Origin of the sequence: Streptomyces sp. NPDC101490 (assembly GCF_044767145.1) — a bacterium.
Lineage (GTDB): Bacteria > Actinomycetota > Actinomycetes > Streptomycetales > Streptomycetaceae > Streptomyces.
Window position 1 is genome coordinate 207,718 of sequence record NZ_JBIWNI010000009.1, and the last position, 13,951, is coordinate 221,668.

The 13,951-nt window shown below is 72.8% G+C and carries 11 protein-coding genes; 10 read left to right on the forward strand and 1 reads right to left on the reverse strand.

Annotation, left to right across the window (positions count from 1 at the left end; genetic code table 11):
* Window positions 1–86 precede the first annotated feature (86 nt).
* Window positions 87–1,829: a dolichyl-phosphate-mannose--protein mannosyltransferase gene (locus ACIRQY_RS19695; protein WP_403927274.1), complete on the reverse strand. Its 1,743-nt coding sequence runs from the start codon at window positions 1,827–1,829 to the stop codon at window positions 87–89.
* Window positions 1,830–1,881: 52 nt separating this feature from the next.
* On the opposite strand from ACIRQY_RS19695, the gene rsmI reads away from it, so the two are divergent.
* From rsmI to ACIRQY_RS19745, 10 genes are all read left to right on the forward strand, one after another.
* Window positions 1,882–2,769, forward strand: coding sequence for a 16S rRNA (cytidine(1402)-2'-O)-methyltransferase (gene rsmI / locus ACIRQY_RS19700; protein ID WP_351786764.1), 888 nt, complete (start codon window positions 1,882–1,884; stop codon window positions 2,767–2,769).
* A gap of 138 nt (window positions 2,770–2,907) precedes the next feature.
* Window positions 2,908–3,318 (forward strand): hypothetical protein, encoded by a 411-nt coding sequence (locus ACIRQY_RS19705; protein ID WP_351786767.1) that lies wholly within the window; start codon window positions 2,908–2,910, stop codon window positions 3,316–3,318.
* Window positions 3,319–3,358: 40 nt separating this feature from the next.
* Window positions 3,359–4,228, forward strand: coding sequence for a TatD family hydrolase (locus tag ACIRQY_RS19710; RefSeq protein ID WP_403927277.1), 870 nt, complete (start codon window positions 3,359–3,361; stop codon window positions 4,226–4,228).
* Between the two features lie 237 nt (window positions 4,229–4,465).
* Window positions 4,466–5,755 (forward strand): ubiquitin-like domain-containing protein, encoded by a 1,290-nt coding sequence (locus tag ACIRQY_RS19715; protein WP_403927280.1) that lies wholly within the window; start codon window positions 4,466–4,468, stop codon window positions 5,753–5,755.
* 16 nt (window positions 5,756–5,771) lie between these two features.
* Window positions 5,772–6,644 carry a 16S rRNA (adenine(1518)-N(6)/adenine(1519)-N(6))-dimethyltransferase RsmA gene (gene rsmA, locus ACIRQY_RS19720; protein ID WP_351786776.1) on the forward strand — a complete coding sequence of 291 codons (873 nt, stop codon included), beginning with the start codon at window positions 5,772–5,774 and terminating at the stop codon, window positions 6,642–6,644.
* Window positions 6,641–7,612, forward strand: a complete 972-nt coding sequence (locus ACIRQY_RS19725) for a 4-(cytidine 5'-diphospho)-2-C-methyl-D-erythritol kinase (protein ID WP_403927283.1) — start codon at window positions 6,641–6,643, stop codon at window positions 7,610–7,612. Before rsmA ends, ACIRQY_RS19725 begins: the two co-directional genes overlap by 4 nt.
* A 136-nt stretch (window positions 7,613–7,748) precedes the next feature.
* On the forward strand, window positions 7,749–7,991 hold the full coding sequence (locus tag ACIRQY_RS19730; RefSeq protein ID WP_403927286.1) for a hypothetical protein: 243 nt from the start codon (window positions 7,749–7,751) through the stop codon (window positions 7,989–7,991).
* Between the two features lie 150 nt (window positions 7,992–8,141).
* Window positions 8,142–9,947 (forward strand): ABC-F family ATP-binding cassette domain-containing protein, encoded by a 1,806-nt coding sequence (locus ACIRQY_RS19735; protein WP_403927288.1) that lies wholly within the window; start codon window positions 8,142–8,144, stop codon window positions 9,945–9,947.
* Between the two features lie 112 nt (window positions 9,948–10,059).
* Entirely contained in the window at window positions 10,060–11,964 is a 1,905-nt protein-coding gene (locus ACIRQY_RS19740) for a PQQ-binding-like beta-propeller repeat protein (RefSeq protein WP_403927290.1), read from the forward strand.
* Between the two features lie 13 nt (window positions 11,965–11,977).
* Window positions 11,978–13,903, forward strand: a complete 1,926-nt coding sequence (locus ACIRQY_RS19745) for a PQQ-binding-like beta-propeller repeat protein (protein ID WP_403927292.1) — start codon at window positions 11,978–11,980, stop codon at window positions 13,901–13,903.
* Window positions 13,904–13,951: the final 48 nt, after the last annotated feature.

Below are 13,951 nucleotides of genomic sequence, written 5' to 3' on the forward strand. Positions count from 1 at the left end.
AGGAAAAGTCGAGCAGGACCGGGCGGCCTACGTCACGTCCGCCGGGGCTTTCGTCACGACGTCCGGCGCGTTCACCGGGACATCCGTCACACCCACGTGTCGAGCCACATCCGATGACGCCATTGGTCCAGTGGAATCGGGGTTCCGGTGTAGATCGGCCAGAAATAAATGAAATTCCAGATGATGAGGAGCACAAGGCATCCCGCGGCCACCGCACCGAATGTGCGGCGTCTTTCCGATGAACCCGCGGGGCCGATGATCGCGCCCAGCATCATCGCCACCGCCAGACACAGGAAAGGCACGAACACCACCGCGTAGAAAAGGAAGATGGTGCGTTCCTGGTAGAGGAACCACGGGACCCAGCCCGCCGCGACACCACAGGCGATGGCCCCCGCGCGCCAGTCGCGGCGGAAGGCCCAGCGCCACAGCACGTACAGGATCGCGAAGCAGGCGGCCCACCACAGGATCGGGGTGCCGAGGGCCAGGACCTCCTGCGCGCACTTCTCCCGGGCGTCGGCGGGACAGCCGTTGGTGCCGGGCGCGGGGGACTCGTAGAAGTAGGAGACGGGACGGCCCAGGACGATCCAGGACCAGGGGTTCGACTGGTACGTGTGGGGCGAGGTGAGCCCCACGTGGAAGGTGTACACCTCGGACTCGTAGTGCCACAGGCTGCGCAGCCACTCCGGCAGCCAGCCCCAGGTGCCGCCGCCGTACAGCTTGTCCTGGTCGGCCGCCCAGTGCCGGAAGTAGCCCTTGTCGCTGACCAGCCAGCCGGTCCAGGTCACCAGATAGGTGACCAGCGCCACCGGCACCACGGACACGAACGCCGGGACGACGTCCTTCCTGAGCACCGCGAGGTACGGGCGGACCGCCCCGGCCGTCCGGCGCCCGCCGACGTCCCACAACACCGTCATCAGGCCGAAGGCCACCATGACGTACAGCCCGTTCCACTTGGTGGCGGCGGCCAGGCCCAGCATCACCCCGGCGGCGATCCGCCACGGCCGCCACCCCAGGCGCAGGGTCTCCGCGATCTCCGCGTCGGGCCGCAGCACCCCCTCCTCGTCCTCGGGCAGCGCGCCCGCCAGCCGTCGCCTGGCCCAGTCCCGGTCCAGGACCAGACAGCCGAAGGAGGCGAGCACGAAGAACATCAGCACCTGGTCGAGGAGCGCGGTGCGGCTCATCACGAAGTGCAGCCCGTCGACGGCGAGCAGCAGCCCCGCCAGACAGCCCAGGAACGTCGAGCGGAACATCCGGCGGCCGATCCGGCAGAGCAGCAGCACCGACAGGGTGCCGAGCAGCGCCACCATGAAGCGCCAGCCGAACGGTTCGAAGCCGAACATCTTCTCGCCGAGGCCGATCATCCACTTGCCCATCGGCGGGTGGACGACATAGCCCGGGTCGGTGGGGATCAGCACCGCGCCCGGATCACTGAGGATCGTCTTGTCGATGTCCTTCGGCCACGCCCCCTCGTACCCCTGGTTGATCAGGGCCCAGGAGTCCTTGGCGTAGTACGTCTCGTCGAATATCACCGCGTGCGGCTTGCCGAGGTTCCAGAACCTCAGCAGCCCCGCGACGGCCGTGACCAGGAGCGGACCGCCCCAGGCGGCCCACCGCCAGAGACGCTCGGCCCGCTCGGGGGAGAGCCCGAGCAGCGCCGTGAGGCCCGGCGAGGGACGGGTGTACGGGGGGACGAGCCGCTCCCGCAGCCCGATGGGTGCGGCGCGTCCGGCGGGCGGCTCGTAGCCGAAACGCCGCAGCCGCCGCTGCCATGAAGAGGGCTCTGCCACGGAGTGCCGGCCCTCCAGGGCCTCGGGTGCGGTACTGGTCACCGCGCCATCGTAGGGAACGCGCCTGTGCGCGTCGCCCGTCCGGGCTGGGAGGATGGTCCGTGTGACAGGAACGCTGGTACTCGCAGGGACCCCCATCGGTGACATCGCGGACGCTCCGCCCCGACTCGCCACCGAACTGGAGAACGCGGACATCGTGGCCGCCGAGGACACCCGGAGGCTGCGCGGACTGACGCGCGCCCTGGGCATCCACACCTCGGGCCGGGTCGTCTCCTACTTCGAGGGGAACGAGTCCGCCCGGACGCCGGAGCTGGTCGAAGCGCTGGTCGGGGGCGCCCGGGTGCTGCTCGTGACCGACGCGGGGATGCCGTCCGTGTCCGACCCCGGCTATCGCCTGGTGGCCGCCGCCGTCGAGCAGGACATCAAGGTGACGGCCGTCCCCGGGCCGTCCGCGGTGCTCACCGCGCTGGCCCTCTCCGGCCTGCCCGTGGACCGCTTCTGCTTCGAGGGCTTCCTGCCGAGGAAGGCGGGCGAGCGGCTCGGACGGCTGAGGGAGGTCGCGGACGAGCGGCGGACCCTCGTCTACTTCGAGGCCCCGCACCGGCTCGACGACACGCTCGCCGCGATGGCCGAGGTCTTCGGCGCCGACCGGCGGGCCGCCGTCTGCCGCGAGCTGACCAAGACCTACGAGGAGGTCAGGCGGGGCCCGCTGGCCGAGCTCGCCGCCTGGGCCGCGGAAGGCGTACGGGGAGAGATCACCGTCGTCGTGGAGGGCGCCCCGGAGACCGGCCCCGCCGAGCTCGACGCGGAGGAACTGGTGCGCAGGGTCCAGGTGCGCGAGGACGCGGGCGAGCGCCGCAAGGAGGCCATCGCGGCCGTCGCGGCCGAGGCGGGACTGCCCAAGCGGGAAGTCTTCGACGCCGTCGTGGCGGCAAAGAACGCGGCTGCCCCGGCCCCCGGAAAAGGTAAAGGACTAACCTGAAAAGCAAAGGGAAAAGCCGCACCGGCTCACTCCGCGGGGCACTTGGCAAGGGAAGGGCCAAAAGCCTTCCATGGTTCGCCTCACCCTGATGCGCTCCGGCCGGAAAAGGCGTCCACTGATCAGTGGAGAGGAGCTGGCATGAGTGAGGTCACCGGTACCGGCATATCCGTCGCCCACGAGGCGTACGCCTTCGCCTGCATGCGCTGCGGGTACGGCTGGGAGCAGGCGTACGACATAGAGCACCACGTGGACGCGTCCGGCCACGCGTTCGTCGTCTACAAGGCAGAGGGGGAGCGGGTCCCGTCCCCGCTGTCCAGTCCCACCTGCATGAACTGCGGGGGCCACGTCGTCCGCATCATGCGCGCGGGGCAGGTGTCGTCCGTGCTCGACCTGATCGCCGCGACGGAGAAGCACCGGCGGGGGTCCAAGGAGACCCGGCCGGTCGGTCCCGCCGGGCCCATCGGACAGGAACTGACCGAGGGCGACCCCCCGGTGCCGCACCACTGGCACCTCTCGGACCTCCTGCACCCGTTCCGGCGCCACCAGTAACCCCGCGCGGGGCCGCGCCCGAGCCTCGTACGATCGGGGCATGAGTGCCAAGGACGCCCCGCCGCCGCTTCCCGAACCCCTCCTGGTGGAGGTCGCGGACTCGCACACCCATCTGGACCTGCAGTCCGGCACCGTCGAGGAGGCCCTCGTCAAGGCCGCCGCCGTCGGCGTGACCACGGTGGTGCAGGTGGGGTGCGACGTGAAGGGCTCCCGGTGGGCGGCGGAGACCGCCGCCGCCCACGAGCGGGTGCACGCGGCGGTCGCCCTGCACCCGAACGAGGCGCCGAGGATCGTCCTGGGGGACCCCGAGGGCCTGGCGAGGCAGGGCGTCAGGGAGGGCGGCGGCGAAGCGGCCCTCGACGACGCGCTCGGCGAGATCGACCGGCTCGCCGCCCTCCCGTACGTACGGGGGGTCGGCGAGACCGGCCTCGACTTCTTCCGTACGGGTCCCGAGGGCATCGCCGCGCAGGAGCGTTCCTTCCGGGCCCACATCGAGATCGCCAAGCGGCACGGGAAGGCGCTCGTCATCCACGACCGGGATGCCCACGCCGATGTGCTGCGGGTCCTGGACGAGGAGGGCGCGCCCGAGCGGACCGTCTTCCACTGCTACTCCGGTGACGCGGCCATGGCCGAGATCTGCGCCGCCAAGGGCTACTACATGTCCTTCGCGGGCAACGTCACCTTCAAGAACGCCCAGCACCTGCGGGACGCGCTCGCGGTTGCCCCGCTGGAGCTCGTCCTCGTCGAGACCGACGCGCCCTTCCTCACCCCGGCGCCCTACCGGGGCCGCCCGAACGCCCCGTACCTGATCCCCGTGACGCTCCGGGCGATGGCGGAGGTGCGCGGCATCGGCGAGGAGGAGATGGCCGGGGCCGTCGCCGCGAACACGGCCCGCGCCTTCGACTACTGACCACGACCGGTCCACGGCCGTGGATCACCGTTGATCCGGGTCCGGGATCACCGCTGACCCACGGCCCCGGCCCCGGACCACCGCTGATCTACGCCCACGGCCCCGGGTCGCGACCGGTCCACGGCCGCTGACCGCCACCGGTCCACGGCCCCGGATCACTACCGATCCATAACGATTACGGGAAGTGTCCGCGTCGTGACGGAAGGTGTCGGTCCGGGGCTCTAGGGTCCCGGCCTCGTGAGCACTTCCCAGGGCAGTCACCGCGCCGGACGGCGGGGTGCCGCGCCCCCGCCGGTCCACGTACCGCCGACCTCCACGGCACCGCTCCCCGCCCCTGCCCCCGCCGTCCCCGCTGTCCCCGCTGTCCCAGGGCCCCGTACCGGCGCACGGCGGGCCGCTCGCCGCCGGAAGGCCACCGGGTCCGCCGGGTCCGCCGGGGGGAGCCTGCGCAGACTCGTCCCGCAGGTCCTCGTCGTCGCCTTCCTCGCTGGCGGCACCAGCGCCTTCGTCGCCGACGACAAGCCCGTCCTGCTCTCCGTGGACGGCGTCCCGCGCGCCTTCCACACCTTCGCCGACGACGTCGGGGAACTCCTCGCCGAGGAGGGCCTCACCGTCGGCGACCACGACATCGTCGCGCCCGCCCCCGGCCAGACCCTGGCGGGCGGCGACGAGATCGTCGTCCGCTACGGCAGACCGGTCTCCCTCACCCTCGACGGCCAGCGCCGCCAGGTGTGGACCACCGCCCGTACCGTCGAGGGCGCGCTGCGCCAGCTCGGGGTCCGCGCGGAGGGCGCCCACCTGTCGGTCTCCCGGGGCGCCACGATCTCCCGGCAGGGCCTCGCGCTCGACGTGCGGACCGAGCGGAGCGTCACCTTCCTCGCCGACGGACGCGAGCGGACCGTCCGGACGAACGCCGCCACCGTCGGCGAGGCGCTCGCCGAGGCGGGGATCACCCTCTCCGGGCAGGACGCCACCTCCGTCGCCCCCGGCTCCTTCCCGCGCGACGGCCAGACCGTGAACGTGCTGCGGATCACCGGCTCCCAGCAGGTCCGCGAGGAGACCGTGCCGTACGCCGTCGAGCGGATCCGCGACCCGGAGCTGTTCGCCGGGACCGAGGTCGTCGAACGGCGGGGCGTCACCGGGGTCCGCCGGGTCACGTACAGCCTGCGGACCGTCGACGGCGTCCGGCAGAAGCCCCGCAGGACCGGCGAGGAGATCGTCCGCGAACCGGTCGGCAGCCTGGTCAGGGTCGGCACCCGGCCGCTGCCCACCTCCGTCGCGGGAGCCGACGGACTCGACTGGGCGGCCCTCGCGGCCTGCGAGTCCGGTGGCCGTCCGGACGCGGTCGACCCCTCGGGGACGTACGGCGGGCTCTACCAGTTCGACCCCGGCACCTGGCGCTCGCTCGGCGGCACCGGCACCGCGCAGGACGCGCCCGCCGCCGAGCAGACGTACCGGGCGAAGAAGCTGTACGTGCGGCGCGGGGCGGGTCCCTGGCCCCATTGCGGCCGGAGGCTGTACCGGTGAGCCGTAGGCTGTACCGGTGAGCACCACCACCGGCCCCGAAAGCCCCGACGCCCTCCTCGGCCCCGCCGACATCCGTGAGCTGGCCGCCGTCCTCGGCGTGCGCCCCACGAAGCAGAAGGGCCAGAACTTCGTCATCGACGCCAACACCGTCCGGCGGATCGTCCGCACGGCCGGGGTACGGCCCGACGACGTGGTCGTGGAGGTGGGGCCGGGCCTCGGCTCCCTCACCCTGGCCCTCCTGGAGGCCGCGGACCGGGTGACGGCCGTCGAGATCGACGACGTCCTCGCCGCCGCGCTGCCCGCCACGATCGCCGCCCGGATGCCCGCGCGCGCCGACCGCTTCGCGCTCGTCCACTCCGACGCGATGCAGGTCCAGGAGCTGCCGGGCCCCGCGCCCACCGCGCTCGTCGCGAACCTGCCGTACAACGTGGCCGTGCCGGTCCTGCTGCACATGCTGGAGCGGTTCCCGACCATCGAGCGGACCCTCGTCATGGTGCAGGCGGAGGTCGCCGACCGGCTCGCCGCGGGCCCCGGCAACAAGGTGTACGGCGTGCCCTCGGTCAAGGCCAACTGGTACGCGCAGGTCAAGCGCGCCGGCTCCATCGGCCGCAACGTCTTCTGGCCCGCGCCGAACGTCGACTCCGGCCTGGTCTCCCTGGTGCGCCGCACCGAGCCGGTGGCCACCACCGCCACCCGGCAGGAGGTCTTCGCGGTCGTCGACGCGGCCTTCGCCCAGCGCCGCAAGACCCTCCGCGCCGCCCTCTCCGGCTGGGCGGGCTCGCCCGCCGCCGCCGAGGACGCCCTGGTGAAGGCCGGTATCTCGCCGCAGGCCCGCGGCGAGGCGCTCACCGTGGAGGAGTTCGCCCGGATCGCGGAGGCCAAGGCGTGAGCGGCGGTACGGAGCCGGTCACGGCCCGGGACGACGCCGGGCGGGCGACCGGCCCGGACGGCTCCCCGGCGGCCGTCACCGTCCGCGTCCCCGCCAAGGTCAACGTGCGGCTCGCGGTCGGCGCGGCCCGCCCCGACGGCTTCCACGACCTGGCCAACGTCTTCCTCGCGGTCTCCCTCCACGACGAGGTCACCGCCACCCCCGCCGCGGAACTCACGGTCACCTGCTCGGGCCCGGACGCCGACAAGGTGCCGCTGGACCGCAGCAACCTCGCCGCCCGCGCCGCCGAACTCCTCGCGGCCCGGCACGGCATCTCCCCCGACGTGCACCTGCACATCGCCAAGGACATCCCGGTCGCGGGCGGCATGGCGGGCGGCAGCGCGGACGGCGCGGGCGCCCTGCTCGCCTGTGACGCGCTGTGGGGCCTGGACACCCCGCGCGAGACGCTCCTGGAGATCTGCGCCGAACTCGGCAGCGACGTCCCCTTCAGCCTGGTCGGCGGGGCCGCGCTCGGCACCGGCCGCGGCGAGCGGCTGGGGGAGCTGCCGGTCGGCGGCACCTTCCACTGGGTGTTCGCCCTCGCCGACGGCGGTCTGTCGACCCCGGCGGTGTACGGCGAGTTCGACCGGCTCACCGAGGGCGTCGAGGTGCCCGTCCCGGCCGCTCCGGCGGTGCTCCTGGACGCCCTGGTCGCCGGTGACACCACGGCCCTCGCCGACCACCTCGCCAACGACCTCCAGGCGGCGGCGCTCTCGCTGCGTCCGTCCCTCGCGGAGACCCTGGCGGCGGGCACGGCGGCGGGCGCCCTCGCGGCCCTGGTCTCCGGCTCGGGCCCGACGACGGCGTTCCTGGTGAAGGACGCGGAGGCCGCCGACGCGGTCGCCGCCGCCCTGATCGCCTCGGGCACCTGCCGCACGGCCCGGACGGCGACGTCCCCGGCGCCGGGCGCGACCGTCCTCACGGACTGACCCGCCGGGCCCGGTCCGCCCGGGCCCGAACCGGCCGGTGGGGCGCCCCCCCGGCCGGTTCTTCCCCGTCGGCCCCGTGTCACCATGGGACCGTGCGTCCGCGAGGGGCGCACGGGAGGTGTGTGAGGGTACGGAGATGACGAAGAGGAACCGTCCGCTGCCGAGGGCCGTCGCCGAGACGGTGCTGGTGCTGTGCGGCCTCGTCATCGGCATCGCCTTCGTCACGGAACCCCACGCCGACGGTGTCCGGTACGTCGTGTTCCTCGCCGTCCTCGCCCTGGCCTGCGTCCACTACGCCGTGCAGGCCCGGCGCAGCTGGCGGGAGTGGCGCGCCCAGCGCGGGGCACCCGGCCCCGCCGCTCAGAGCCCGGCCGAGTAGCCGCGCCCTGCCGGACGGCCGGGCCGCCCGGCACCGTACCGGCGGGGAAACAGCGGACCGCTCGCCGGGGGCCTGACGACGGGCGCCCGGCGGGGGCCGCGCGGGGACGTACCCTGGGATGTCGATCGATCATCCCGTACAGGAGTCAACGTGGCCGTCAACCTGGTCAATGTCGAGGCCGTCAGCAAGGTCTACGGCACCCGTGCCCTCCTCGACGGGGTCTCGCTCGGCGTCTCCGAAGGGGAACGGATCGGGGTCGTCGGCCGCAACGGCGACGGCAAGACCACCCTCATCCGGATGCTCGCCAAGCTGGAGGAGGCCGACACCGGCCGGGTCACCCACAGCGGCGGACTGCGCCTGGGAGTCCTCACCCAGCACGACTCGCTCGACCCCGGGGCCACCATCCGGCACGAGGTCATCGGGGTCATGGCCGACCACGAGTGGGCGGGCAGCGCCAAGATCCGCGACGTGCTCACCGGTCTGTTCGGCGGGCTCGACCTGCCCGGCTTCGAGAACGGCCTGGACACCGTCATCGGCCCGCTGTCCGGCGGTGAGCGCCGCCGCATCGCCCTCGCCAAGCTCCTCATCGACGACCAGGACCTCCTCGTCCTGGACGAGCCCACCAACCACCTCGACGTCGAGGGCATCGCCTGGCTGGCCAAGCACCTCCAGGAGCGCCGGTCCGCGCTCGTCTGCGTCACCCACGACCGCTGGTTCCTCGACCAGGTCTGCACCCGTATGTGGGACGTGCAGCGCGGCGCGGTGCACGAGTACGAGGGCGGCTACAGCGACTACGTCTTCGCGCGGGCCGAGCGGGAGCGGATCGCCGCCACGGAGGAGTCCAAGCGGCAGAACCTGATGCGCAAGGAGCTGGCCTGGCTGCGGCGCGGCGCCCCCGCCCGCACCTCCAAGCCGCGCTACCGCATCGAGGCGGCCAACGAACTGATCGCCGACGTGCCGCCGCCGCGCGACACCTCCGAGCTGATGAAGTTCGCCAACGCCCGGCTCGGCAAGACCGTCTTCGACCTGGAGGACGTGACCGTCACCGCCGGTCCCAAGACCCTCCTCCAGCACCTCACCTGGCAGCTCGGCCCCGGTGACCGCGTCGGACTCGTCGGCGTCAACGGCGCGGGCAAGACCTCCCTCCTGCGGGTGCTCGCCGACGCCGCCGCCAGCCGGGGCGAGATCCAGCCCTCGGCGGGCACCGTCACGGTCGGCAAGACCGTCCGGCTCGCGTACCTCTCCCAGGACGTCACCGAACTCCCCGGCAGCCTGCGCGTCCTGGAGGCCGTCCAGCAGATCCGCGACCGGGTGGACCTCGGCAAGGGCCGTGAGATGACGGCCGGGCAGCTGTGCGAGCAGTTCGGCTTCGGCAAGGAGAAGCAGTGGACGCCGGTCGGCGACCTGTCCGGCGGTGAGCGCCGCCGCCTCCAGGTGCTGCGGCTCCTCATGGACGAGCCGAACGTCCTCTTCCTCGACGAGCCCACCAACGACCTCGACATCGAGACCCTGACCCAGCTGGAGGACCTCCTCGACGGCTGGCCGGGCTCCATGGTCGTCATCTCCCACGACCGGTTCTTCCTGGAGCGCACCACCGACCGGACGTTCGCGCTGCTCGGCGACCGGGCCCTGCGGATGCTGCCGCGCGGCATCGACGAGTACCTGGAGCGGCGCCGGACGATGACGGAGAACGCCGTCCCGGCGTCGGCCGCCGCGCCCGCGCAGCAGAAGCCGGGGGTCTCCGCCGCCGACGCCCGCGCCGCGAAGAAGGAGCTGCAGAAGGTCGAGCGGCAGCTCGGCAAGGTCTCCGACAAGGAGACGAAGCTGCACGCCCGGATCGCGGAGAACGCCACCGACTTCGAGCTGGTGGCGAAGCTCGACGCGGAGCTCCGCGAACTCGTGGGCGAGCGCGACGAGCTGGAGATGCGCTGGCTCGAACTGGCCGAGGACGCATAACGAGGGCATCACAGGCCGGTCCTCCCTTGGGTACAAGGGGCGGACCGGTCGCTTTTGCGCCATCGCGTGAGTGGTAGAAAGACACGTCGCTCACGCCTAGGGGGAACCGTAGATGACCCAGCCGCCCAGCAATCAGCCGCCGGGCTTCGGCGCCCCCCAGGACCCGGACCAGGGCCAGGGACAGGCCCCGGGCTACGGGCAGGCTCCGGGTTACGGGCAGACCCCGGGTTACGGGCAGGCTCCGCCGCCGGGTGTGCCGCCCGTTCCGCCGCAGGCGCCGGGGACCCCGCCGCCGCCCGCCGGTCCGCCCGGGACCCCGCCGCCCGCCGCGCCCGGCCCCTACGGGCAGCAGCCGGGGTACGGCTACCCGCAGCAGGGCCAGCCGGGTCCCTACGGCCAGCAGCCCCCGTACGGCTACCCGCAGCAGGGGCAGCCCGGCGCCTACGGGCAGCAGCCGGGCCCCTACGGGCAGCCCCAGAACCCCTACGGGCAGCAGCAGAACCCCTACGGGGGGCAGCCCACCCAGCCGATGTACCCGGGCGCTCCGACCCCACCGCCGCCCACCGGTGGCGGCGGGGCCCTGAAGGGCCGGACCGGTGTCGTCGCCGCCGTGGCCGCCGGGGCCGTCCTGGTGGCCGCCGTCGCCATCTGGGCCGTCGTCGGCGGCGGGGACGAGAAGGCACCGGTCGCCGCACCGCCCGCCTCCGCCTCGTCCCCCGTCACGCCGAAGCCGTCGGAGTCCGTGGACAAGGGCGACGGTTCGGGCGACGGGTCCAACGGCGAGGAGGACCTCAACGCGGGCCGCAAGGACGGCGAGTCCAAGGTCTCCTGGCTGCTCAAGAACGACGTGGACCTGCCCCGCAACGGCTCCGACGTGTTCGGCCCGTGGATCGTCGGCGACACCGTCGTCAAGGCCATGTACAAGGGCGTCGACGGCTACAGCCTGGCCGACGGCTCCGTGAAGTGGCACGTCGACCTCCCGTTCAAGCTGTGCGCCGCCCCCTCGAAGCCCTCGGCCGACGGCCTGATGGTCTTCGCCCACGCGGAGAGCGCCAAGGACGGCGCCAAGTGCACCGCGCTCCAGCAGATCGACCTGAAGACCGGCAAGGCGGGCTGGAAGAAGGACGTGCCGAAGCCCAAGGGCCTCTTCGCGTTCTCCGACAACACCCTGGCCATCAGCGGCGGCACGCTGACCGTCGCGGGCACCAGCAGCGCCTACGGCTTCTCGCTCGCCGACGGACGGCAGCTGTTCACCGCCCCCACCACCGGCTGCAAGCCCTTCGCCTACGCGGGCGGCAGCAGGCTGATCTCCGCCATGGACTGCTCCTCCGGCAGCGGCGGCAAGAAGATCCAGGCGGTCGGCCCGGTCGACCCGGCCACCGGCAAGCCGAAGTTCACCTTCAAGCTCCAGCCCGACTGGGAGGTCGACAAGATCTACTCGGTCGACCCGCTGGTGGTCTCCGCCACCCAGCGCGAGCAGAAGAAGTGGACGGTCTTCGCCCTCGCCCCCAACGGCTCGCTGCGCTCGCAGATCCAGGGCGGCAAGGACAAGTTCGCCCCCTCGTGCGGCGGCGGCTTCGTCGTCTTCGGCCGCAACCTGGACGGCTGCACCGGAGTCGCGGCCGACGCGAACACCCTCTACATGGCCACCGAGAGCGGCTACCGCACCGGGAACGAGGTCGTCGCCTTCGACCTGAGCACCGGCAAGCCCAAGTGGCGCGCCAAGTCCCCCAGCGAGCAGGCCGTCATCCCGCTGGGCATGGAGGGCTCCGAGGTCCTGCTGTACGTGAAGGCCGGGTTCCAGCGGGGCGGCGGGGTCGCCACCCTCGCCCCGACCGGCGGCGCGCCGAAGATGCTGCTCAAGCACCCGGAGTCGGCCTCCGAGATCGAGACCACCTTCTACAGTCCGGGATACGCGTACGGCGACGGCACCTTCGTCGTGGCCAGCGGCCGGGTCTCCGCCTCGAACGACACGGAAGAGAAGCTGGTCAAGACGATGATGGCGTTCAGCAAGTGAGGTACGAGGACCGATGACGCAGCCACCCCCGCCGCCGAACCAGCCCCCGGACCCGCAAGGCGGCTTCGGCGCCCCGACGCCCCCGCCGCAGGAGCCCGGCTACGGCTATCCGCAGCACGCGCCGGGCCCGGAGCAGCCGTACGGCTACCCGCCCCAGCAGCCCCCGCAGCCCGGCCCCGGCTACGGATACCCGCGACAGCCGGACACCGGTCACGGCTACCCGGCGCAGCCGCCGCAGGGCCACGACCCGTCCTCGTACGGCCAGCCTCCCTACGGTCAGCCGCCCCAGGCCCCGTACGGGCAGCAGCCTCCCCCGTACGGGCAGCCGGCCCAGTCCCCGTACGGGCAGCCGACTCAGCCCCCCTACGGGCAGCCGCCCCAGCCGCAGCCGTCGTACGGCTATCCGACCCAGCCCCAGCAGGCGTACGGCCAGCCCCAAGCCCAGGCCCAGCCCCCGGCGCCGGGTGGCGGTCGCCGGAAGCTCTCGGCGCAGCTCCAGATCGTCATCGCGGCGGCCGTCGCCGTCGTCCTCATCGTCGGCGGCGGCATCTGGTACGCCAACTCCGACGGTGGCGGCGGCAAGGACGAGCGGGCCAAGGACGCGGGTGGCACCTCGCAGGGCACCGACGGCGGGAAGGGCGGCGGCAACGGCCCCGGTGGCGACGGCAAGGAGAAGCCGTCCGCGGACACCCGCTCGAAGCTGGCCTTCTCGGTCGAGGTCCCCAGGGTCCCGGACGTCACCGACATGTCCGGTTCCTGGCTCACCGACAAGACCTATGTGAAGACCGGGTTCAACTCGCTCGTCGGCTACGACCCGGCCAAGGGCTCGGTCCGGTGGACGCTCCCGCTGACCGGTCACGTCTGCGGCGCGTCCCGGCACCAGACCGCGCAGAACACGACGGCGATCCTCTTCGAGGCGAAGAAGCGGACCGCGCCGCGCTACTACGAGGCGTGCACCGAGGTCGGTGTGGTCGACCTGGACACCGGCAAACTGCTCTGGTCGACCTCGGTCACCGGCGGCACCGCCGGGGACGCCAAGCTCCGCTTCGGCGAGGTCACGCTCAGCGGCCGGACGGTCGCCGCCGGGGGCATCGACGGCGGAGCCGCCTTCGACATCGCCAACGGCAACCCGCGCTGGAAGCCGCAGCCCAGCGACTGCAGCGACCTGGGGTACGGGGGCGGCGAAGGCCTGGTCGCGGTCCGCCGGTGCGGCGCGTACGACAGCCAGTACGTGACGATCCAGAACCTCGACCCGATGACGGGCGCCCCCCTCTCCCAGTACAAGATGCCGACCGGCGTGAAGTACTCCTCGGTGGTCTCCACCAAGCCGCTGGTGGTTGCGGCGGACGTCGGCGACACCGCCGGTGACGGCAGCGGCATCTCGGACTTCTTCTCGATCGACGAGAAGACCGGCAAGCTGAAGACGAAGATCAGCGCCCCGGCCGATCAGTACGCGGGCCGCTGCCGCTCGACCAAGGTCGAGTCCTGCCAGGGCGTCCTGGTGGGCGGCGGGCGGCTGTACGTGCCGACCGAGGAGCACGAGGGCTCCAGCGGCGAGTACGGCGACGAGACCAACGAGATCATCGCCTTCGACCTGACCACCGGCAGGACCCTGCCGGAGAAGGCGGACGCGGGCGACACGTACACGTACGTCCCGCTGCGCATGGACGGCGGCGACCTCATCGCGTACAAGGAGCCGCCCTACGACAAGGGCGGCCGGATCGTGTCGATCGACGCGGGCACGATGAAGGAGACCCTGCTCCTGGAGAACCCGGGCGAGCGGCCGGTCCGGGAGATGGAGAACAGCGTCAGCCTCAGCGGCTCGGAGATGCTGTACGCGAACGGGCGCCTGTTCCTCGCGGACGACCTGGTGAGCAAGCCCAGGGAGGGCGCCACCGAGAAGAAGTACCTGGTGGTCTCCTTCGCCGTCACGCCCTGACGCCGGGAACCGCCGACACGGGCCCCTCCGGACCACCGGAGGGGCCCG

Bases quoted from the DNA above. Each gene is read 5' to 3' on its own strand.
- ACIRQY_RS19705 (WP_351786767.1), top strand. From the start codon at position 2,908: ATGAGTGAGGTCACCGGTACCGGCATATCCGTCGCCCACGAGGCGTAC.
- ACIRQY_RS19745 (WP_403927292.1), top strand. From the start codon at position 11,978: ATGACGCAGCCACCCCCGCCGCCGAACCAGCCCCCGGACCCGCAAGGC.
- rsmI (WP_351786764.1), top strand. From the start codon at position 1,882: ATGGTCCGTGTGACAGGAACGCTGGTACTCGCAGGGACCCCCATCGGT.
- ACIRQY_RS19710 (WP_403927277.1), top strand. From the start codon at position 3,359: ATGAGTGCCAAGGACGCCCCGCCGCCGCTTCCCGAACCCCTCCTGGTG.
- ACIRQY_RS19730 (WP_403927286.1), top strand. From the start codon at position 7,749: ATGACGAAGAGGAACCGTCCGCTGCCGAGGGCCGTCGCCGAGACGGTG.
- ACIRQY_RS19740 (WP_403927290.1), top strand. From the start codon at position 10,060: ATGACCCAGCCGCCCAGCAATCAGCCGCCGGGCTTCGGCGCCCCCCAG.